The 20,486-nt window shown below is 51.0% G+C and carries 20 protein-coding genes; 11 read left to right on the top strand and 9 right to left on the bottom strand.

Translation table 11 applies throughout. The features are described 5' to 3' along the window. Positions 1-25: 25 nt before the first annotated feature. Positions 26-2,008 carry a methyl-accepting chemotaxis protein gene (locus EOE65_RS02620; RefSeq protein WP_127692733.1) on the bottom strand — a complete coding sequence of 661 codons (1,983 nt, stop codon included), beginning with the start codon at positions 2,006-2,008 and terminating at the stop codon, positions 26-28. Between the two features lie 184 nt (positions 2,009-2,192). Between EOE65_RS02620 and EOE65_RS02615 the strand changes: the two genes are divergently transcribed. The 3 genes from EOE65_RS02615 to folM are packed head-to-tail and all read left to right on the top strand — an operon-like array spanning position 2,193 to position 4,736. After that, positions 2,193-3,620, top strand: coding sequence for a cryptochrome/photolyase family protein (locus tag EOE65_RS02615; RefSeq protein ID WP_127692732.1), 1,428 nt, complete (start codon positions 2,193-2,195; stop codon positions 3,618-3,620). Between the two features lie 44 nt (positions 3,621-3,664). Continuing rightward, positions 3,665-4,039, top strand: a complete 375-nt coding sequence (folX, locus tag EOE65_RS02610) for a dihydroneopterin triphosphate 2'-epimerase (protein WP_127692731.1) — start codon at positions 3,665-3,667, stop codon at positions 4,037-4,039. Further along, on the top strand, positions 4,029-4,736 hold the full coding sequence (gene folM, locus EOE65_RS02605) for a dihydromonapterin reductase (RefSeq protein WP_127692730.1): 708 nt from the start codon (positions 4,029-4,031) through the stop codon (positions 4,734-4,736). The genes folX and folM overlap by 11 nt, the downstream gene beginning before the upstream one ends. A gap of 38 nt (positions 4,737-4,774) precedes the next feature. Here folM and EOE65_RS02600 read toward each other — a convergent pair whose 3' ends face one another. After that, positions 4,775-5,362 (bottom strand): helix-turn-helix domain-containing protein, encoded by a 588-nt coding sequence (locus EOE65_RS02600; protein WP_127692729.1) that lies wholly within the window; start codon positions 5,360-5,362, stop codon positions 4,775-4,777. A 466-nt stretch (positions 5,363-5,828) separates the two neighbouring features. Between EOE65_RS02600 and EOE65_RS02595 the strand changes: the two genes are divergently transcribed. The 6 genes from EOE65_RS02595 to EOE65_RS02570 all read left to right on the top strand — a co-directional run bounded on the left by EOE65_RS02595 (position 5,829) and on the right by EOE65_RS02570 (position 11,441). Beyond that, on the top strand, positions 5,829-6,836 hold the full coding sequence (locus EOE65_RS02595; protein ID WP_127692728.1) for a TRAP transporter substrate-binding protein: 1,008 nt from the start codon (positions 5,829-5,831) through the stop codon (positions 6,834-6,836). Positions 6,837-6,907: 71 nt separating this feature from the next. Beyond that, positions 6,908-7,471: a TRAP transporter small permease gene (locus EOE65_RS02590; RefSeq protein WP_127692727.1), complete on the top strand. Its 564-nt coding sequence runs from the start codon at positions 6,908-6,910 to the stop codon at positions 7,469-7,471. Positions 7,472-7,487: 16 nt separating this feature from the next. Further along, positions 7,488-8,831: a TRAP transporter large permease gene (locus EOE65_RS02585; RefSeq protein ID WP_127692726.1), complete on the top strand. Its 1,344-nt coding sequence runs from the start codon at positions 7,488-7,490 to the stop codon at positions 8,829-8,831. Between the two features lie 54 nt (positions 8,832-8,885). After that, a complete protein-coding gene (locus EOE65_RS02580; RefSeq protein ID WP_127692725.1) occupies positions 8,886-9,386 on the top strand; it encodes a universal stress protein in 501 nt (166 codons plus the stop codon). A 100-nt stretch (positions 9,387-9,486) separates the two neighbouring features. Beyond that, on the top strand, positions 9,487-10,686 hold the full coding sequence (gene chrA / locus EOE65_RS02575) for a chromate efflux transporter (RefSeq protein ID WP_127692724.1): 1,200 nt from the start codon (positions 9,487-9,489) through the stop codon (positions 10,684-10,686). A 92-nt stretch (positions 10,687-10,778) separates the two neighbouring features. Continuing rightward, a complete protein-coding gene (locus tag EOE65_RS02570) occupies positions 10,779-11,441 on the top strand; it encodes a hypothetical protein (RefSeq protein ID WP_127692723.1) in 663 nt (220 codons plus the stop codon). 42 nt (positions 11,442-11,483) lie between these two features. Here EOE65_RS02570 and EOE65_RS02565 read toward each other — a convergent pair whose 3' ends face one another. Further along, a complete protein-coding gene (locus EOE65_RS02565; protein ID WP_127692722.1) occupies positions 11,484-12,131 on the bottom strand; it encodes a helix-turn-helix transcriptional regulator in 648 nt (215 codons plus the stop codon). A 3-nt stretch (positions 12,132-12,134) separates the two neighbouring features. Further along, entirely contained in the window at positions 12,135-12,440 is a 306-nt protein-coding gene (locus EOE65_RS02560; protein ID WP_127692721.1) for a DUF6506 family protein, read from the bottom strand. A 296-nt stretch (positions 12,441-12,736) separates the two neighbouring features. Between EOE65_RS02560 and EOE65_RS02555 the strand changes: the two genes are divergently transcribed. Continuing rightward, positions 12,737-14,899, top strand: a complete 2,163-nt coding sequence (locus EOE65_RS02555; RefSeq protein ID WP_127692720.1) for a sensor domain-containing diguanylate cyclase — start codon at positions 12,737-12,739, stop codon at positions 14,897-14,899. A gap of 37 nt (positions 14,900-14,936) precedes the next feature. On the opposite strand, the gene EOE65_RS02550 is transcribed toward EOE65_RS02555, so the two are convergent. Beyond that, complete coding sequence (locus tag EOE65_RS02550; RefSeq protein ID WP_127692719.1) at positions 14,937-15,734, bottom strand: AraC family transcriptional regulator; 798 nt, start codon at positions 15,732-15,734, stop codon at positions 14,937-14,939. A gap of 102 nt (positions 15,735-15,836) precedes the next feature. Here EOE65_RS02550 and EOE65_RS02545 point away from each other — a divergent pair, with 102 nt between their 5' ends. Further along, positions 15,837-16,784: a DMT family transporter gene (locus EOE65_RS02545; protein WP_127692718.1), complete on the top strand. Its 948-nt coding sequence runs from the start codon at positions 15,837-15,839 to the stop codon at positions 16,782-16,784. A 55-nt stretch (positions 16,785-16,839) separates the two neighbouring features. Here EOE65_RS02545 and EOE65_RS02540 read toward each other — a convergent pair whose 3' ends face one another. The 4 genes from EOE65_RS02540 to bufB all read right to left on the bottom strand — a co-directional run bounded on the left by EOE65_RS02540 (position 16,840) and on the right by bufB (position 20,470). After that, complete coding sequence (locus EOE65_RS02540; RefSeq protein ID WP_127692717.1) at positions 16,840-17,526, bottom strand: hypothetical protein; 687 nt, start codon at positions 17,524-17,526, stop codon at positions 16,840-16,842. A gap of 122 nt (positions 17,527-17,648) precedes the next feature. Further along, positions 17,649-18,782: a cell division protein ZapE gene (gene zapE / locus EOE65_RS02535; RefSeq protein ID WP_127692716.1), complete on the bottom strand. Its 1,134-nt coding sequence runs from the start codon at positions 18,780-18,782 to the stop codon at positions 17,649-17,651. A 42-nt stretch (positions 18,783-18,824) separates the two neighbouring features. Next, on the bottom strand, positions 18,825-19,628 hold the full coding sequence (locus EOE65_RS02530; RefSeq protein ID WP_127692715.1) for an HvfC/BufC N-terminal domain-containing protein: 804 nt from the start codon (positions 19,626-19,628) through the stop codon (positions 18,825-18,827). After that, entirely contained in the window at positions 19,625-20,470 is an 846-nt protein-coding gene (gene bufB, locus EOE65_RS02525; protein WP_127692714.1) for an MNIO family bufferin maturase, read from the bottom strand. The genes EOE65_RS02530 and bufB overlap by 4 nt, the downstream gene beginning before the upstream one ends. Positions 20,471-20,486: the final 16 nt, after the last annotated feature.

The following is a 20,486-nucleotide window of genomic DNA, read 5'->3' as shown; positions in this document are numbered from 1 at the left end:
CAGTGCTTACAAATTGTGACGGCGATTAAACGACGAACTTGCGGACAAGCCCTTGCAGTTCGAGCGACATCTCCGCCAGCCTATCAGCTGAACTACGGATCTGATCACCCGCCGAAACAACATCATCAGCGTTATGATCGATGACCGTAAGGCTATGACTTGCGTCTTCGATTACAGCAGCCTGCTCCTCAGAAGCTGCGGCGATCTGGTTCGACATATCGGTGATATGGCTTACCGAGCCCACAATCTCATCAAGTGATATTTCAACATGGTTTGTGTGCTCAACGGTATCCCTCATTTTCGCAAGATTTTGCTCCACCAACTTAAATGCCACCCCAACTTCTCGTTGCAGCTCCTGAATGATTTCAGCAATTTCCGTTGTTGAATTTTGGGTACGCTGAGCCAAGGTTCTCACCTCATCCGCAACAACAGCAAAACCACGGCCTTGCTCACCGGCTCGTGCGGCCTCAATTGCGGCATTTAAGGAGAGCAAACCGATCTGATCCGAAACCCCATTGATCACATCAATCACATTTGAAATGTTGACGCTGCTATCGTTTAAGCGCCCTACAACATCACTTAAATGCTGAATATCCGTCGAGAGATTGTTAACTGACGCCACGGATGCTTTGACTGTATCCCGTCCACTGCTTGCCAACGAGCTGGCGTGACCCGAACGCTCAGCGGCTGCCACAGTACTACCCGCAACCTCTTTAACCGACACAGACAACTCTTCGACCGCTGCAGCCACTTGTGTTGTGCGAGCACGCTGGTCTTCAAGCTTAGAGGAGCTATGATTGACCGCTTCGCGTGTTTCATCAGCAATCCCTACTAACGTTGCGCAACTGCTATTGAGCTGACGAATGGCATCGCTAAAGTGATCTAGGGTTTCGTTCAGTGCATTGGCTACTTGCCCAAGCTCATCATTACCATAAACAGTCACCCTGCCCGTTAGATCTTTCTGCTCGCTAACACGTGCCATCACCTGTGATAGCGAATCCATCTGGCGATGCAAACCGCGAATGATTAACCAACTCATCGTAATCACCACTAAGAGCGTCACTACAAACACGATGGCAAACAGTGCCAAACGCTCTATCTGCTGATCACGATAAGCATTCGCAGCGCTGATTAAATCTGCTGCCAACTTGTCTTCCGTCTTTTTGAGTAGATTGATACGCTGCGTCGCAGCCTTAAACCACTCAGTACTTTCGCGCCCAAATCCACCTTTACTCGCATTCGCCATCGCGACATCACGGTAGGTTTGCACGTTTTTAGCCTCCACTGAGTTCTGCACGCTTTTAAGTATCGCCTTGTGTTCAGGCGTTGCTAAATCGAAGAATTGCGCCGCAAAAAGATTCTGCTCGGTCACCAATGTCACGAACCGCGCAAACATCCCCTCGCCAAACGCATCTCTAGCAAAGGTGTTACTCAGCACCGCGCGCTCAATACCGGCCCGCTCTTTACCCTGCTGGAAATTAGCATAAGCCAGCGTTGCATTAACAAGGCTGACATCGCTACTGAGCCCTGCGGCGATCACACCTCCTGATAACAGATTTTTGTTCGCTTTCGTGTAAAAGCTTATCGCCTCCTTCGCCTCTACGGATAGCGCCGAAACACGCTGCCTCATTGTCGCTAGCGAGCCCATATCATTGCGCGCTTTCGCGATCATGCCGTTGAGCTCATTTCCATCGAAGCTGTTAGCAGACACAAAAGATCGCCAGGCGGCTAAGGCAGCATCCGTGCTCGTTCTTTGCTTTGCGAGCACATCTTGGAACTTCGTACCTCCGGAGCCTAAAAATCCAGCGGTCGCACCGCGCTCTTTCTGCAGCTCATGAACTAGCGCACTGTTGACTGTAATCAGTTCGATATCGACCGCTAAACGGGTGCTATTGTCGACTGCTCGGTAGCTTTTCATCACCTGTTGGATCAATAGCAAACTACTGACCAGCACTGGCAGGAAGACCAGCAGCATCAACTTCTGTTTGAATTGCATATTCCCTAGCATACACGCTTCCTCAATAACGAATCATTGTTCAAAGTTTAGCCAAGATCGAGGCATATACTAGTTTATGTGCTTAATACATTTGGCAGTGAGCGCCTAAGTAAAAAGGTCGCATCAACTGTCATTAAGATCTGTATAGACCTACACTGCGTACAATTGTCTAACATTCTGATTACACGAGTTTTTTATGTCAGCGGACGTCACTATCGTTTGGTTTCGCCAGGATCTGCGCCTAGGCGATAACCCCAGTCTTCGATATGCCATCGAGCGTGGCACGATTATTCCTGTCTTTATTTTGGATGACGTCAACGCGGGTGCTGATGCACATGGGGCAGCCAGCAGAGCATGGCTAAAACAGTCACTTGCCTCTCTAAACGAAAGCTTAAAGGGGCATTTGTTGTGCTTTAAAGGTGCAGCAGATGAGATAGTCAATCAGCTAGTTGCGGCCACAGGTGCCTCAGCCGTTGTTTGGAATCGCTGCTATGAACATTGGCGCATCCAACGCGACAGCCAGATAAAAAATACGCTGCAGAGTAAAGGGGTTGAGGTCAAAAGCTTTAACGGCTCGCTGCTGTGGGAGCCTTGGGAAGTCAGCAAAGTCGATGGTACGCCGTATCGTGTATTTACGCCTTTCTACCGAAAAGGCTGTTTAAAGCAAGCACCACGCGAGCCCTTTGGTCCACCTGAGCAGATACCCTTTGCAAACGTTAACATTGATTTTGACTGCACCCTCGATGAGTTACTGCCCAATCCTGAGCCGCGCTGGGACCAAGCTATGCTCGAAGGTCAACATATCGGCGAAACAGCCGCCCGCGAGCGGCTCGGAGCGTTCCTCAACAACGGCTTAGCACGCTATGCGAACCAGCGCGATCTACCATCAGCTGATGCGGTATCCAAGCTCTCACCTCACTTGCATTTCGGTGAAATTTCACCGAACCGCGTTTGGTACGAAGCTAACCGGATCGGGCACCTCGCCCAGAGTGAAGAGTCTCTTGATAAGTTCTTGGCTGAGCTTGGGTGGCGCGAATTTTCGTACTCGTTGCTCTACTACAACCCGACTTTACCAAGAGCTAATTTAAGCGCGAAGTTCGATAAGTTCCCGTGGCAAGATAAGCACAGCGATGCCTTCAAACGGTGGCAAACTGGCCAAACCGGTATACCGATAATCGACGCCGGTATGCGCGAGCTATGGCAGACGGGCACGATGCATAACCGCGTGCGTATGGTGGTCGCCTCGTTTTTGGTGAAGAACTTACTGATCGATTGGCGCCACGGAGCTGAATGGTTTTGGGACTGCCTCACCGATGCGGATTTGGCGAGCAACTCAGCCAGTTGGCAGTGGGTTGCTGGCTGCGGTGCTGATGCAGCGCCCTACTTCCGAATTTTTAATCCCGTGACGCAAGGCCAAAAGTTCGACAAGGAGGGGCACTACGTTCGCAAATTTGTTCCAGAACTCGCAAACGTACCGGAGAAATATCTCCATTCGCCTTGGGAAGCACCCAGCGCCGTGTTAGACCAGGCTGGCGTCGTGCTGGGCAAAGACTATCCCAAACCGATAGTCGACCTTAAGGCATCGCGCCAGCGTGCTCTCGACGCTTTAGACCAAACAAAATAGCCACACCCCGCAGGGCGTGCTGTCATCAATACAGGAATAACGCTATGACCAACGTTAGCTTAGCCACTATTACGATTACTAATTTACGCTTAAGAACCTATATCGGCTTCAACCCTGAAGAGACGACTAAGCTGCAGGATGTCGTGATCAATATTCGTATTCAGTATCCAGCGGAAAAGGCTGCCGCAACCGACAATGTGGAGAGCGCCCTGAACTACAAAACCATCACCAAAGAGATTATCCAGCACGTCGAAGAGGGGCGCTTTTTGCTGCTCGAAAAGCTGGTTGGCGATGTATTGGCCATCTGCACGACCCACCCGTGGGTTCGCTACGCATCCGTCACAGTCGATAAACCCCATGCCCTGCGCTTTGCCGACTCAGTATCGTTGACGCTGGAGGAGTACCGTGATGGGCAATAAAACAGTTCTCATCACTGGGGTCGGTAAGCGCATCGGTTTGGCATTGGCGCAGCATCTACTTGCTGAAGGTTATGACGTGATCGGTACTTACCGTACCCGTTATGACAGCATTGAAGCTCTCAAAGCCGCTGGCGCCGATCTTTATTGCGTCGACTTTTACGATGACACACAGCTAAGTGCCTTTATCGCAACCATACAAGCGACGTACCCATCGTTACGCGCTATCGTGCACAACGCATCTGACTGGCTACCAGAGGGGCAAGCAACGCCAGCCGAAACGCTTGCGAAAATGATGCAGATACACGTGGGAGTTCCCTATCAGATCAACCTTGCACTGCAAGCGCTCTTAACCGCTCACGATGGCACGGCCGATATCGTGCATTTGTCCGACTATGTGGCCGAGAAAGGCAGCAAGAAGCATATCGCCTACGCCGCGAGTAAAGCTGCCCTTAACAACCTAACGCTCTCTTTTGCTGCACAGCTGGCGCCAAAGGTCAAGGTCAATGCCGTCGCGCCTGCCATGATCATGTTCAACCCTGATGATGACGAGCAGTATCGCGCTAAAACTCTGAAAAAGTCGTTGATGGAGATAGAGCCCGGTGCACAAGAAGTCGTCGAGGCGATCACTTATCTTCTCAACAGTCAGTATGTAACCGGGCGCGTGTTGCCGGTCGATGGCGGACGCCACCTGAAATAGCTTAATCCAACACGACATGTCAGCGTGTTATGACGTTTTTAGTACACCTGCCCGACAAGACTCCAAATCACCACACACGGCTCCGTTTGTGAGCCGTTCATCACCCAGTGTGGTGATTCTCCGGTTAGCGAGAAGCTATCACCCGCGTGTAGTGTATGCACCTCATCACCAAAGCCTAGCAACAATGTACCGGTTTGAACTACGCCAGCCTCGGGACCTTTGCGCGCCCGCGGTTCTTTGCTACCAGCCCCAGGTTCGAAGGTCGTTACAACCATTTTTAGCTCATCACTGACCCTTGGCGATAGCAGCTCTTCTCGGATACCAGTGCCGGCGAAGTTCAAACATTTACGATTTTGCTGGCGCACAATGCAGTCCCGCTCGTTACTCGGCACGGGGCGCTCACCCTGAAAAAACCAGCTCATCGGTACATCGAGTCGTTCGCTAATCGCCTGTAGAACAGGAATCGGCAAATTGGACTGCCCACGCTCAACTTGGCTCGTATAACCCACCGAGCGTCCAATATGTGCAGCCATCTGCTGTAGCGTAATACCTCTGGCTTTACGCAGATCACGAATTTGGATACCAATCTGCAAATTATCGGTACGCGCTTTTACGTTAGATTTCATAGCAAGTTATAGCTTCCTTATCCCATCAAACTGATCACTCAGGGCACCTTTTCGCATCGCCCGTGCCAAAGAGAAGAGGATGTCTGCCAAGGATATGCGATAAAAAACACACCTTGCAGCGAGACCCAGCTAATATAATTAAGCAGGAAGTACTCCGACAAGCTTTCACTTGAACCAGTCGGACTAAAGATGGAACTATGTTTAGTTTTCAATATGTTATTGCTGGTTCTAAAGCCACGATAAAGTTGGCCCTAAACAACAAATCGTGACAGGTGAACTATTACATCATCGTCACATTCGATCTTCAGCAGCGAAAAAACAGGGTCTTGCGGCGCTTTTTGCTGAGGTCGAACGGGCGGTTCAAGGATGTGATGGCGAGCACAGCGGTGCCACCCAAACATGTCCCATATCCCGACTTGCTGCATAAAGAACAGCAGGCGGGAAAAACACAATTCAGGAGATACTTATGAAACACAAGAATAAGATCGTTAAAGTACTTTCCCTGACGGCCGGCATGCTCTTCTCTGCGAGCACACTGGCGGCTAGTTGGAATATCGCCGTTGGTGACGGTGGCGGTAGTGCACAGGAAGCTCTAGGACTGAAGTTCATTGAGTCCTTAGAAGAGAAAACCGGTGGTAAACATACTGCTAAGTTGTTCTTGAATGGCCAGTTAGGCTCCGAACAAGACACTGTTAACGAAGCTGCGATTGGTACCCTCGACTTTTCTATTCTTGCTAGTAACAACCTCGCACCTTTCTCTCCAACACTCGGTATTCTCTCCCTTCCCTACATTTTCGAAAACCTAGATCAAGCCCAACAAACCGTTGAAGGTCCCATTGGTGCTGAGCTGGTCGAAAATACTGTCCGTGACGCCGGTGTTCGTATCCTAGGTTGGACCTACTCAGGTTTCCGTGTACTCAGTAACTCCAAGCAACCAGTTCAAAAACTAGCGGATCTGGATGGCCTTGTGGTGCGTGTACCGAAAAATGAGATCATGATCGATACCTACAAGTCTTGGGGTATCAACCCAACACCAATGGCGTGGTCAGAAACATTCACGGCGCTGCAGCAAAAGGTTGTTGACGGACAAGACACGCCTTATACAACCATCCATGCAATGAAGTTTGGTGAAGTACAAAAGTACATCTCTGACCTACATTACCTGTTCTTGCTTGAGCCCCTCATCGTTTCTGAATCACTGTTTCAAGACCAAAACGAAGCCACTCAGCAAGCGATGCTAGCCGCAGGTAAAGAAGCGACAGCTTACAGCTTGCAATGGCTAAAAGAGCAAGAAGCGGCGATCAAAGAAGAGTTGGTCAGCAAGTACAACATGCAAATCGACACACTGGCTGATGAAGCTGAGTGGGCGAAGCGCGCGCAAGATGCTGTATGGCCAAAATTCTATGAGTCAGTTGGTGGCAAAGCGAAAGTAAACGAGCTGCTGCGCTCTCTGGGACGTGACGAAGTCAAATAACTGAGACCTTGTCGATCCACACGCGCGGTAACTGCCTAACGGCAGTTACCGCTGTATCCGGAGGCCTGACCATGGGCAGAAAATTCCTTCACTTTATCGATAATATCGAAAGCTACGTCTGCCGTACGCTACTGGCGATGTTCGTCACATTGCTATTCGCGCAGATCATCTCCCGCCAGTTTTTTAATCACTCCTTCTCATGGAGCGAAGAGCTGTCGGTTTACATGTTTGTTTGGTTCGTATTTTTTGGCGCCAGCTACGCTGCAAAGCTAGCCGCCCATAACCGAGTGACGTTTCAGTACAAGCTGATGCCGGGCAAGATGCCAATCGTGCTCGAGGCCATCTCTGACCTGATCTGGGTGGCATTCAACTGCTACTTTGTCTATCTCGCATATGACTTTGTATTCAACCGCATGAATCTTTTCTGGAAGTCGCAAACACTCGGCATCCCGATGAAATACATCTATATGATTTTGCCAATCGCCTTCACATTAATGACGATTCGCATCATTCAGGTTAACTATTACAAGTTTGTCAAAGGCATCGATATTCGTGACCCTGAATCTCAGGAGCTCGATAGTTTGATAGACGATGCGCACCAGCAAGACGATAACAACAATAAGAGCTCGGCTTGATACAGGAGCCTGACCTATGACAGAAACATCGATCGTATTAATTCTATTCGGGTCTTTTCTCGTATTGCTGGTAATGGGTGCACCCGTGACGGTTTCGTTGGGTGTTGCAGCGTTAGCTTCATTCCTCTACCTCGATCAGAACCCGATTAAGTTTGTTCAAATTGCTTTTACCTCCGTGGGCTCCTTCCCGTTGATGGCATTACCGGCATTTATTCTTGCCGGTGCCCTGATGGAAGCCTCGGGGATATCCAAGCGGCTTGTACACCTTGCCGAAAGTTTTGCCGGGCCAGTCACCGGAGGCATGTCGGCAGCCGCTGTATTGGCGTGTATGTTCTTTGGCGCGATCTCAGGATCAGGCCCAGCAACCACAGCGGCCGTTGGCATGTTGATGATCCCAGCGATGGTGAACCGTGGCTACGATAAAGGCTACGCCTCGGCTGTCACGGCCTCATCTGGTGGATTGGGTATTGTTATCCCGCCCTCGATCCCGATGGTTATCTTTGGTATTTCGGCCATCGGTATGCAAGTACCACCAGAAGCCATTGCACGCCACGGTGAGTTCCAGAGCGTCTCAATCACCAAGCTGTTTATCGCCGGTTTCTTACCGGGCATGGTACTCGCGGGTGCTCTGATGACACTCAACTACATTCGTTGTAAGCGTGCAGGCTACAAAGGTACGGCAGAAGGCTGGGATATGGGCCAAATCGGCCGTGCGTTTAAAGACGGATTCTGGTCCGTTCTGGCGCCACTCGTGATCTTGGGCGGTATCTACTCTGGTTTCTTCACACCAACAGAGTCAGCGATCGTGGCGATCTTCTACACGTTGTTCATCGGGCTATTCGTGCACCGTGAACTGGGTTGGAAAGATATTTCGCGCTCCCTCGAGACCACCACATGGCTATCAGGGCGGGTACTCCTGATTCTCTTCACCGCCACGGTGTTTGGCCGCTTACTGGTGGAGAACCAGATTCCTGCCATCGTTGCAGAATCGATGCTCAGCCTGACCGATAACGTCTACTTTATCTGGTTGTTGATCATCGCATTCTTGCTGTTTGTCGGCATGTTTATGGAGACGCTCGCAGCGATCATGATCCTGACGCCGGTACTGCTGCCTGTGACCTACAACCTCGGTATCGATCCTGTCCACTTCGGTATCGTGATGGTATGTAGCTTGTCGATTGGCTTTGCAACGCCACCACTGGGGGAGAACCTCTTCGTGGCTTCGGGCATCTCGGATACCTCACTTGAGGAGGTGACCGCCAAAGCGCTGCCATTTGCGTTGGTGTCCGCACTCGGTGTTGTCATCATCGCGTTTGTACCCGAAATCGCACTCTTCCTGCCGCGCTTATTCGGCTATTAACGGACCATAACAGGGGCCTGCGGGCCCCTTGTTTGGAAGACCTGAGGAGCTCCTATGCTACCGACTATCAAAACCATTCTATACAGCACCGATCTTTCCATCGGCTCTACTGCGGCCTTTGAGCACGCGGCTTACCTTGCGAAAACAACCGGCGCAAACATCCACGTACTCCATGTGGTAGAAAAGCTCTCACGTGAGGCAAAGATCACCCTGCAAACCTATGTGCTGGATGCACCCAGCCGAAAAGATATCTTCGAAGAGCGTGTGCACCGTGCACAGGCAAAACTTGAAGAGCGCCAAAACAACTTTTGGAATGCACTGCCTCCCGAGGAGCAAGCGCTGCGTCAACAGGTGCTAAGCGTCAGCGTCGTTGAGGGCTACCCAGCCGAAACCATTCTGCAGGAAGCTCAAAAACGCTCGGTGGATCTCATCGTCATGGGCACCCATGAAAAAGGCATGATTCAAACCTTTCTGGGCAGTGTGGCTAAAAACGTCCTTAGTCGTGCAAAAATACCCGTTATGACGGTGCCCCTACCGGAGCGGCGCAGCGATTAGATACACACAAGCCAGCATGATGCTGGCTTTTTTGTCACGTTTTCTTCATGTTAATTCGCTACGCTATTTGGTTGTCTAATGTAAAAATAACGAAGCCATCATGTCCGAAAACACCCAACAGCCCACGCCAGAAAACACACCGTTCCTGACAATATTTCTGATCTTTTTACGCTTAGGTCTCACCTCTTTCGGTGGTCCCATTGCGCATATTGGTTATTTTCGGCGCGAGTTCGTGGATCAACGCCACTGGCTTAGCGAGAGCACATTCACCCAGCTGCTCGCGATTTGCCAGTTCTTGCCCGGACCTGCTAGCTCGCAGCTCGGATTCGCCATTGGCATGCAGCGCGGTGGTTGGCTCGGCGGGCTAGCCGCGTTTAGCGCTTTTACGCTGCCATCAGCTGTTTTGTTGCTCCTCTTCGCGTTAGGTGTAAATGAGTTTGTGGGGCTTACGCCCCTGATTCAGGGGTTAAAGTTGGTCGCGGTGGCCGTCGTTGCTGATGCACTGCTCTCGATGGCGCGTAACCTATGCTCAGACCGCCAGCGTCAAGTGATCGCCTTAATGGCGATTAGCCTTATCGCATTAATAGATACCTCATGGAGCCAACTCATTGCAGTTGCAGGCGGCGCGATGCTCGGTTTTGCGCTATGCAAACAAGCCAGTCTTAGCCAAACGGAGATTCTGACGCCTAACTACCACCCACGCTCAGGCGTTATCGCCGGTGCTCTCTTTGCTGGGTTGCTTATGGTTTCGCTTATCAACCCGTTCCCCACAGGCACACATGGCAACCTATTCCTGAGTTTTTATGAAGCTGGCGCACTCGTCTTTGGCGGCGGCCACGTTGTGCTACCGTTGCTTGAATCTGCGGTTGTCGATACGGGGCTCGTCAGCAGCGAAGCTTACCTAGCAGGATATGGAGCAGCACAAGCCGTACCTGGGCCAATGTTTACATTTGCCAGCTACCTAGGTGCTGTGATCAATACCAGCAGCCCTATTCTTGGGGCAACCGTCGCGCTTATCGGCATTTTTCTACCGGGGTTCCTACTCCTTATTGCCGTGCTGCCGCTCTGGAAAAAGGCCGCAGAACACCGTGGCATGGCAGCCATGGTGTCGGGCGTTAATGCAGCCGTGGTAGGTTTACTGGCCTGTGCCTTCTACGACCCCGTTATCACCAGCGGTATCACCTCAATGATCGACTTTGCGATTGTTACCGTCGCATTCGTGGCGCTGCACCTTTGGCGCATGCCTGCTATGTGGGTGATTTTATTCTGCATCATGTGTGGAGTGTTGCTCGGACTTTGAGCTCAGCTGGCGCTAGTTGCTAGTGGTGACTGGTGCTTCCGCAGCCCTCTGGTAGCGATTAGATTGGCCATTTTGCCAGAGGGTCATCGCACATGAGCGCATATAATAAGATTCGACTCCCACAGTGGGCCGAGCCAAATACCACAATCGGTTCTGGCCATGACATTCGCACCAGCGAAAACGGTCTGTTAAACAGCTTTTATGGCAGCCTAGAACACGCCTCACGCTTTGCTTGGCTTAACGCCGGCCGCACACTGATTGATAAAACCTATATTAACCTCTTGTGGCAAGCCGTTGGCTTACATCTAGGGGGGCGCACCAGCGATGAACTTGCCCGAGAACTCGACAGCTTCATCCGCACGCATATTGCTCCGCGCTGGGATGATCTAGAGGAGTGGAATCCAGAGCAACAGCAGCAGCGGGTGGGTGAGCTCGTCGATATACTGGCTGGCGTCTTGGGCGGCCAAGATCCGCAGCGCGAGGCAAGTTGGCTGCTTTTTTACATGCTGCCACAGCTCCCTGTGTTTCCATTGTGGGCAAGCGATATCGGCACATACGCCGAGCACCATACCGCGTGTCGCGCTCACTTCTCACACCACCTGCCTACCTTCTATACGCCTGCACCAAAAGCAGCCGTTGGCACACCAGACGAGCGCTGTGTTATCGATCAAGCGGTGAAGATGGGCGATTGGTGGCAGCGCCGCTGCTTTATCGCACAAGCCATGCCAGTCACATTAGACTCACAGATACGTTAAGAGGACACCGCCAGCAATTACTAAGCTGGCGGTATGATCGGATTAAGCGCTCAAGCGATGCTCAAATGGGTCGTGTGGTGCTTTGATATCTCGCAGCGCGACAACCAGCTGCGTGCGATTCTCGATGCCAAGCTTGCGTAAAATATTAGAGATATGGGTCTTGATGGTGTGCTCGGTCAGACTCATTTCACACGCGATCTCTTTATTCCGCAGCCCCGAGCGTACCAACCCAAGTACACGGCTCTCACGATTGGACAAGCGGCATAGCGCATAACCTAAACGCGTGGCTTGGTTGGTCAGTGGCACCTCTGCGACATCATCGTAACGCCAGCAAGCTCCGCTCATCACCGCAACAATTGCATCCACCAGCTCCTCCATCGGAGCCGTCTTCGCAATAGCGCCCGACGCGCCACTAAATAGCACACGGCGCATCTGTACAAGATCTTTGGTATCCGTGAGTACCAGCGTTTTTACCCGCCCAACGCCCTCCAGTACTTTCAGCTCTTGGAGATCCTCACTGAGTTGTCGGCTATCGATAATCACCAGGTAGCTACTGTGCCTGCGTAAATCAGGTAGCACATCAATGAGGGCTTCAGCATGAGCAGAGCGCGCCATTACACCGGCACTCTTCAACGCAAGTTCAACGCCCAAGCGGTAAGCCGGGGAGCGATCCACAATAAAGACTTTCATCGATCACTCCTTGCTTAGCTCAGCGGCTAAACGGCTGCGCTCTTCGGGTGTGTACTGCACCACACCAACGGGGATATGGTCGTTAATTGCATCGCGAATTGATTGCGCATCTTCCGGCATAAACCCGCCACACAACTCAATCAGTTGAATGCCTTTGGTGATCATCTCCTGAGCAACTGCTTGCGCTTCCGTGACACTGCTGACACCCGCTATCGACATATCAAAGCCTTCACTTTGGATACGCGCATGGTGTTTAAACATCTCTAGGGATGGGCTTTTAACGATGTAACCGTAACGCTCTAAGGCCATGTGCAAGACTCCTTCAGGTCATTGTTTTTATTCTCGTACCTATTAAAGGAGCTGCGGGGAAAAGCGATTAGAACCAAAGACTATGTGACTTTAGTACCAGTACATACACGGTAATAAACAATCGAAGGAAATGGCCAAATCACTCCAACATGCAAAAATTTGCGTATAACGACTTAAAGACCGTCATTTTTGTGCAAATCTGGCTACACTATAAATGTACTGGAAATGAGAAGATTGCAGCACGTAGCAAGACCGCGTCAAACCTACTAATGATGTTAAGAGTAAGGCCATAATAAGTGATCCAGATTTCAGACGAACTCAATGAAGCGATTCTCTCTGTCGAAGAGCTTGACCATATTCTGCAACTCCAACATGCGCTATTTCCGCGCGTCTTAGATGATGCAGACCACATTGGGATTATCAATGACCTTTGCTTAGCAGCTGAGAAATTACTGCCTAACTCAGTGGCCTCAGTGATGCTGTTATCTGAGCAAAGTAGGCTGCTCAATGTCCTATCTGGACCCAGTATCCCCGACTCTGCAAAAGCATCATTAGCAAACTTGAAACCCGGACCTTTCGGTGGTTCCTGCGGTAATGCCGTTCATAGCAACCAACCAACCTTCGTAACCGACACATACACCGATAAGCGTTGGTCAGACCTTAGAAAAGTGGCGGTCGACTTCAATATTTGCGCCTGCTGGTCAATGCCGATACGCAATAAATCGGGTGACGCTATTGGATCTTTCGCACTCTCCTCTTTTGAGCATCGCGCACCATCGGAGTTTCATCGCCGCCTGCTCGTTGTTTGTGCATCGATCGCCTCCATTGTTTTGGAGCGGCAAACCAAAGAGCTCCTGCTCAAAAAGCGCAATCATCAGCTGCGTATTATGGGCAACGCCTTAAAACAAGCCCAAGAGCTGTTTCTGATTATTGATGCCGAGCGCAAAGTTATCGAGGCAAGTCAAGCGGTAGAGCCGTTATGCGGCTACTCTCCTCAGGAGATCATCGGAAAGCCCCTAAACGATGTACTGGCGCCGTGTTATTCCACCTACTTTATCGAGCGCATCTGGTCACAACTGGAAGCAACGGAGCGCTGGCAAGGCGAGGTCAAGATTCTCAACAGTGACTCCCAAGAGTTAGTTCAGTGGCTCAGTATTAGCCAAACAGAACAGTACGAAGATGATCAGCCAAGCTATGTTGCGGTTTTCACTGACCTCTCGGAGATAAAAAGAAGCCGTGAAGAGCTAGTCCAAGCACTGGAGTATGATCAGTTAACAGGGCTAGGTAATAAGGGCAAGCTGATGCTCGCGCTGGAGATAGCAGAGCCAGATGCAAGCTTACTCCTGTTGAACCTAAACGGCTTCAGTATCGTTAATACGGCGTACGGTATCGATTTTGGCGACCGCTTGCTGATCGCAATTGCTGCGCATCTACATCAGTTTGCGAGCGCGGACCGGCTTTATCGCATCAACGCCGACGAATTCGCGGTATTGCTTCCTAAACATGCTGACTTAGAGGGCCAGATCATATCGATTCGTGACTATTTTGCGAGTACTACGATCGATGTTGATACTCTGAATTTCAATGTTACCTTTACCTACGGCGGCGCTGCCAACACCAATGACCTACTGAGTAAGTCGTTGCAAGCACTGCGTAAAGCAAAACGCCGTGGTAAACACAACTACCATATCTATGACAGCGATCAGGACGCACCAGACCAGTCGCAGCGAATGAACCATATAGAATGGGGCCAAAAGCTACACGCAGCCATTGCTGAAGACCGCATCGTGCCCTATTTTCAAGGCATCCGAGATAATAAACTTGGCACGATCAACCACTACGAAGCACTCGTGCGTCTCGTTGATGATGAGCAAATACACAGCCCATTCCACTTTCTACCGGCAGCGCATATCGCAGGGCTACTCCCCACCATCACCCGTATTATGATCGATAAGAGCTTTGCGCATATTGCAGATATGTCGGTAACACTATCGCTGAATATTACGGAAGCCGATTTAAACGAGCACTACCTAGCCGACTATCTTGCCGAAAAGTCTGAAGCTTACGGCGTTTCCCCCGAACGTATTACCCTTGAGATCCTTGAAAGCGTGAGTGCGGATGGCAAGAAAAACCATATCAAGCAGCTGGGAGCGCTAAAGGCCTGCGGCTACCACCTCGCTATCGACGATTTCGGCACAGAATACTCCAATTTTGAGCGTATTTTGGAGCTGCAGGTGGAGCAGCTTAAGATCGATGCCAAGTATATTCGTAACATTACCAAAGACAGAACCGCACTTGAGATCGTGCGTGCTATGGTGTTTTTTGCCAAGAATACTGGCATTGTCACAGTTGCGGAATATGTTAGCGACGCCGACATTCAGGCCGTGGTCGAAAGCTTAGGTATTGAGCTCTCACAAGGGTATCTGTTCAGCGAACCCGCTCCCGCCATTACGCGCTAAATACCGCAAAACAACAGACCTATCGATACAGTAACACTCAGAGCGTGCTCTGTTGTTTGCGATATTCATCCGGCGTGGTGTTTAAAAGCCGGCGGAACATCGCGATAAATGCAGATGCGGTACTGTAGCCAAGGTCCAGCGCCACACTCTCGACGCTCATCCCCTCTTGCAGCAATACAATCGAGCGCATCACTTTCAGCCTTTGCCGCCACTCGCTCAGTGGCATGCCTAAATCTCTGCGGGCTTTGCGCGCCAGCGTTCTCTCCGTGGTACCGAAATACTCAGCAATCGCACTTAAAGGTTGGCTATTGGCGGGATCATCTTTTAGATAGTTCAGCACCTTAATCAACGTGCCATCACTGGAGTTTGGCAGGTAGCTGCCCGTTGCAGGGCTTGCCACGAGCTGATCTAACACAACATCGAGGAGTTTGCTCTCTTGCACAGTATAGGGACTTTGGGGCGGATGGTGGCGTAAGTGGTTCAAGATCGCCTGCAGCATCGGATTGATCAGCAATGCGCATGTCCTATCGGGCATACCGCGCTCATGGGCAAGAGCTGCGTCGATATATAGCGAGCAGTGCAGCGATGCATGGGTGTTTCCACCATGATGCTCACAACCCGGTGGGTGCCATAATCCAAAGTTCGGCGGCACTCGAAACTCCAAGCCCTCGGCTTTCATCTCCAAAACACCACTAAAGGAAAACACGAACTCCCCCCACTGGTGTTGATGGGGTAGATAAACGGTATTCGCGGGCATCTGGCGAACCTGATGAAAAATAGGCTCTGGCAAACGATCAAGTTGTAGCGGAGTATGTAAAAAACGATCTGCCGGCATGACCTGTCTGATCCTAACTATGGACTGTCTGATCCTCACTATATACAACAGTATCGACACTATAGGCTTTACAAAAATCCCCCTCAAGTAAAGAGTCTTACTATGGATACACGCAAAGAGATGGACAGCCTCGCAATCGGCTTGGTGACGCTTACCAGTTTTACTTGGGGCTTGCAGCAAGTTCTCTTAAAAGCGGTATCTGCGGATATGTCTCCGGTTTTACAGATCGCAATCAGGTCAGGGATCGCAGCAGCGCTGCTCGCTGCAGTGATGATGTATCGTCAGGAAAAACTTTTCAGCGGTGACACTTGGAAGCCAGGCCTAATGGCTGGCATGTTGTTCGCTCTGGAATTTTTTCTGGTTGGCGAAGGGCTACGCCACACCACGGCATCTCACATGATTGTGTTTCTTTACACCGCCCCAATCTTTGTGGCGCTGATACTGCACGTCAAAATCAAATCAGAGCGACTAACACCTATCCAGTGGCTCGGCATTCTCGTCGCCTTTACGGGTATCAGCATCGCCTTCCTTTGGCGGGATGTCCAAAGCTCCACACCCAGTGCACCCAATATGCTCTGGGGCGACCTGCTCGCGCTAACCGCTGCCCTTTTTTGGGCACTCACTACGGTACTTATTCGTAGCTCAAGCCTTGCCAAAGCACCCGCAACACAAACGCTGCTCTATCAGCTCGTTGTGTGTTTTATTATCGTCTCCTTCGCTGCCATCACGTTGGGGCAAACCCACTACACACTCACAACCGCGGTGGTCAGCAACTTGGCGTTCCAAGGGGTTGTGGTGACATTTGGCAGCCTGCTGCTCTGGTTCTGGCTGCTACGCCAATACTCAGCATCACAACTGGGCGTGTTCACCTTTATGACACCCCTTTTTGGCGTGTTATTAAGTGTTTGGCTGCTTGATGAGCCGTTTGAGGAGGGATTTCTCTATGGTGCTATCTTAGTGTTGCTAGGTATTTTTATGGTCAGCGGACACGCGAGAATCGGTGGCTATCTGGCGCTACTTCGCAATAGCGCCGCGCGTATTGATCGCTGAGGCTACCAGTGCTTTCGTGGCGTACCTCAGCGCTCTCACAGTGCCCGCTCGCTGACTAGCGTCGACGTGCCGCTGCAGCACCAAGCACACCCGCACCGAACAGCAACGCAGTGCTACTTAACGGCACGCTCGCAGATACGTCACGGACCAGCGCAACACCCAAGGTATTAACGCCAACGTCTGCTGTAAACGCATTATCGTCGGAAGATTTAAAGACAGTGCCCGCGTTATAACCCGTGAACAGGTCGGTAAAATCATCGTTTACGCCAGTAAAAGCATAGAAACCGTCACCATCTGTATCGTTTCCATAGAGTGCCATTGAACCACTGAAAGGGTCTAGCGGGCTAAATGGGAACCCACCGTTAAAGATCGTTTGTCCCATCAGCTCGATAAATGCGTTTGCAGCATCGTCTTCCGCTGTCGGGTTGGAGGCCAGTGTTACCTCCTGCTCGGTGTTTTCGTTTGCATCTAACGCGATGCCAAAACCAAAGTCCTGATAAAGCCCCGCAACCTCATCATGCAATGCTAGGCGCCAACCGTCGGCTGCAAAGATACCTAGCGCCTCATTGATCGACAGATCAAGCGTCGCATCCCAGCGCAACCACTCAAGGGTATCGCCTACAACGACGTTGCTAGAATCATCGTACTGATACCCTGCATAATTGATAATCGCGGCTGATGCAGGCATCGCAGCCAGGCATCCTACCAACCCCAAAGACGCCAACAAACTCGGCAGTTTCATCTGTTACTCCTTACGTTCTTCATCTGCGAATGACAGTGCTCAAATTATGAACAACTCTACAAGCGCAGCATAGCGGTAGCAGATGACGAAAATATGTCCAGTTCGGGTCAGTACTTTTTTGCCTACGCCGTTTCCTCCGTGGCGCGCTGCAAATATTCATGCGATTGCATCTCGGTCAGGCGGCTGCGGGTGCGGCGAAATTCAAACGTTAGCGCGCCACCGCAATACAGCTCAGCCAGCGGCACATCCGCTTGGAGATAAAGCGCTACATTTTGATCGTAGAACTCATCTACTAGACTGATGAAACGCCGAGCTGGGTCATCCATCCTCGCGTGCTGCACAACCCGCTCACCGGTTTCGGTAACCGAAAAACTCCCATCCTCAGTCCCACGCGCTTTGATACCGCTGCGCAGCTCTCCCCCTAGTATTGGAATGCCACTCACCAAGACCACTGACCAACGTTTGGCTATCTCGATATAGTCCAGCGCAGATCGCGGGCCTTCACACAGCGCGGTAAAATCAGCCCAAACAGCCTTTTTACTCACACCATAAACATCGATATCGCGCCCCAATATACAGATGCTACTAGGCCGAGCCATTTCATCTGCAACACGGGAATACAGCACAGCAAAATCCTGTTCGTGAGGTAAGTAGTAGGTCTTTTGCGGAGTCAAATGGCGCAGTCGGTGATCATGGACTCCACTGAGATGTAGCATCCGAAGGTGAGCTTCAAGCAATGCAATCGCAGGCAAGAAACGGGAGCGCTGTAAACCATCCCAGTAGAGCCGCTCGATCGGAATATTAGAGGTGGCTACGAGTGTTACGCCGCAAGCAAACAGCGCGTCAAAAAGGCGCCCCAGTAGCATCGCATCGGCGATATCAGAGACAAAAAACTCATCAAAGCAGATGACTCTATGCCCTTTTGCAAAGCGCTTAGCGATAACGGTGAGTGGCTCCGGCTGACCGGCTACCTCTTCAAGGGAGCGATGCACCCACGCCATAAAGTGGTGAAAGTGCATGCGCACTTTTTTATCCGGCGGCAGACTGTCGTAAAACAGATCCATGAGGAAGGTTTTTCCGCGACCAACATCCCCCCAAAGGTACAGCCCTTTGATCGGCTTTCGGCGCAGCGTAAAGCGCTTAATATCAGCGGACAGCTCTACAGAGAGAAGATCCAGCGCTACCACAGCCTCTTGCTGGGCTGCATCAACAGCGATCTCCCCTGCATCAACAAGTGCTTGGTACTGAGCAAGCATGAGCAATCCCCGAAAAAGGGAGCATGGTAACCGATCTATTGTTTAAACGGCAGTTAACTCAGTGCCTGCATCGGTGGGTAATGCAATAACCCAGCCCGCATCAAGCCAAGTAAACAGTTGTTCAACCAAGTGCGCAGCGATTACATCTGGAGCAAAGCTCGCGGCTAGCTGCTCTGCAACGCCAGCGAGGTTGTTGCCACTTAGGAAGCCATTCAACATCAGTTGCTCGAAATCACTTGCGGAGCGGAACTCAGTCAAGCGCTCGGCGTTTCGCCATAGCACCCACATGGCAGCTTGAGTGGTCAGATCAGGTGGGTGCTGCTCAGCTTTGATCGCCTGCCAAATCTCTACAACATTGTAGGGCGCTTGAAAGCGCTGCAGACTTGGATGAAAACGCAGCGTCATGTTAGGCCATTGCTCCTGTGGTATGGCCATCAGGTCGCTACGCGCTAAGCGCGGTCGGTCTGCTGCATCAAAGGAGTCCATCAGGGCACGCTCGAAACGAGCCAGATGCGCAAGCTGCGGGTAGTTTTTAAACGGTTCGGTCTCGGTTAAAAACTGCGGTATTTGATTACCGAAATCGCGTAGCGATGTGTACTGAGATGGGCACGTTTCGATATATCCCTCGATCATCGGGTCAAACAGCTCATCCCCCATGTAGCGCCCCAGAATATCGAAGTCGGTATCAAGCACATCACGCAGCGCACACAGGTAGTTGTTTCGGTATATTCCAAGCCGTGTTTGGGTATCCGCACCCTGCCCCTCTTTGAGTAGGCCATCGGTAGACGAAGGCTGCCCCATAATAAAGGCCATCATCTGCTCTTGCAGGTGCTTAAGGTCGCTCATGCAGGTATCCCTTCACGCAGTTCAGGTAGCACTGCACTGGCAAGTTGGCGCGCTTGATCTAACTCGGCTAACAGTTCAGGTAAAGGGGGAATATGATCATCACGCTCGATCATAGTACTTACCGGACCAAGTTTCGCGATGGTTGTTTGGTACAGTTCCCATACGGCGTCACACACTGGATGATCATGGGTATCTATCACATAGGTGCCATAGTCAGTGTGCCCTGCCAAATGGATCTGCCAGATGCTCTCCGGGTCAAAGGCGCCAATATAAGCATGTGGGTCGTAGTTGTGGTTGCGCGCACTCACATAGACGTTGTTCACATCCAAGAGCACTTTACAGCCAGAGCGGCGTACCATCTCGGCCATAAACTCCCATTCAGGAATACTGGAGTCGGTAAATTCAACGTAACTGGATGGATTTTCCATCAGAATAGGATGGCCCAAGAACTCTTGAACCTGATCTAGCCGCGAAACAATATGATTAAGAGCTTCTTCGGTGTAAGGAACGGGCAACAGATCGTGGCTATTCACTTTGTTCACGCCCGTCCAACAAAGGTGATCCGATACCCAAGCCGGCTCAAGCTCTTGAATTAAGCGCTTAAGGCGGGTGAGATAGTCACGGTTTAACGGGTCGGTGGAGCCGATTGAGAGCGAGACACCATGCATGACCATGGGATAGTGCTGGCGTATTTCATGTAGGTAGTATTTTGGTTTGCCACCTTCAATCATGAAGTTTTCTGAAATCACTTCAAACCAATCAACTGGTGGCCGCTCAGCTAATACATCGTGGAAGTGATCAGTACGCAGCCCTAATCCAAACCCTAAAAATTCTCGTTTCATCGTGTGCTCCGTGACA

This window comes from Neptunomonas marina, assembly GCF_004005935.1.
In the GTDB taxonomy this organism is placed as follows: Bacteria; Pseudomonadota; Gammaproteobacteria; order Pseudomonadales; family Balneatricaceae; genus Neptunomonas; species Neptunomonas marina.
This window is presented reverse-complemented; position numbering and strand designations above follow the sequence as displayed.

Coding starts and splice junctions, on each gene's coding strand:
- EOE65_RS02595 (WP_127692728.1), top strand. CDS start 5,829: ATGAAACACAAGAATAAGATCGTTAAAGTACTTTCCCTGACGGCCGGC.
- EOE65_RS02590 (WP_127692727.1), top strand. CDS start 6,908: ATGGGCAGAAAATTCCTTCACTTTATCGATAATATCGAAAGCTACGTC.
- EOE65_RS02565 (WP_127692722.1), bottom strand. CDS start 12,131: ATGAAAGTCTTTATTGTGGATCGCTCCCCGGCTTACCGCTTGGGCGTT.
- EOE65_RS02615 (WP_127692732.1), top strand. CDS start 2,193: ATGTCAGCGGACGTCACTATCGTTTGGTTTCGCCAGGATCTGCGCCTA.
- chrA (WP_127692724.1), top strand. CDS start 9,487: ATGTCCGAAAACACCCAACAGCCCACGCCAGAAAACACACCGTTCCTG.
- EOE65_RS02580 (WP_127692725.1), top strand. CDS start 8,886: ATGCTACCGACTATCAAAACCATTCTATACAGCACCGATCTTTCCATC.
- EOE65_RS02530 (WP_127692715.1), bottom strand. CDS start 19,628: ATGAGCGACCTTAAGCACCTGCAAGAGCAGATGATGGCCTTTATTATG.
- EOE65_RS02570 (WP_127692723.1), top strand. CDS start 10,779: ATGAGCGCATATAATAAGATTCGACTCCCACAGTGGGCCGAGCCAAAT.
- EOE65_RS02585 (WP_127692726.1), top strand. CDS start 7,488: ATGACAGAAACATCGATCGTATTAATTCTATTCGGGTCTTTTCTCGTA.
- EOE65_RS02540 (WP_127692717.1), bottom strand. CDS start 17,526: ATGAAACTGCCGAGTTTGTTGGCGTCTTTGGGGTTGGTAGGATGCCTG.
- folX (WP_127692731.1), top strand. CDS start 3,665: ATGACCAACGTTAGCTTAGCCACTATTACGATTACTAATTTACGCTTA.
- EOE65_RS02620 (WP_127692733.1), bottom strand. CDS start 2,008: ATGCTAGGGAATATGCAATTCAAACAGAAGTTGATGCTGCTGGTCTTC.
- folM (WP_127692730.1), top strand. CDS start 4,029: ATGGGCAATAAAACAGTTCTCATCACTGGGGTCGGTAAGCGCATCGGT.
- EOE65_RS02600 (WP_127692729.1), bottom strand. CDS start 5,362: ATGAAATCTAACGTAAAAGCGCGTACCGATAATTTGCAGATTGGTATC.
- bufB (WP_127692714.1), bottom strand. CDS start 20,470: ATGAAACGAGAATTTTTAGGGTTTGGATTAGGGCTGCGTACTGATCAC.
- zapE (WP_127692716.1), bottom strand. CDS start 18,782: ATGCTTGCTCAGTACCAAGCACTTGTTGATGCAGGGGAGATCGCTGTT.
- EOE65_RS02550 (WP_127692719.1), bottom strand. CDS start 15,734: ATGCCGGCAGATCGTTTTTTACATACTCCGCTACAACTTGATCGTTTG.
- EOE65_RS02560 (WP_127692721.1), bottom strand. CDS start 12,440: ATGGCCTTAGAGCGTTACGGTTACATCGTTAAAAGCCCATCCCTAGAG.
- EOE65_RS02545 (WP_127692718.1), top strand. CDS start 15,837: ATGGATACACGCAAAGAGATGGACAGCCTCGCAATCGGCTTGGTGACG.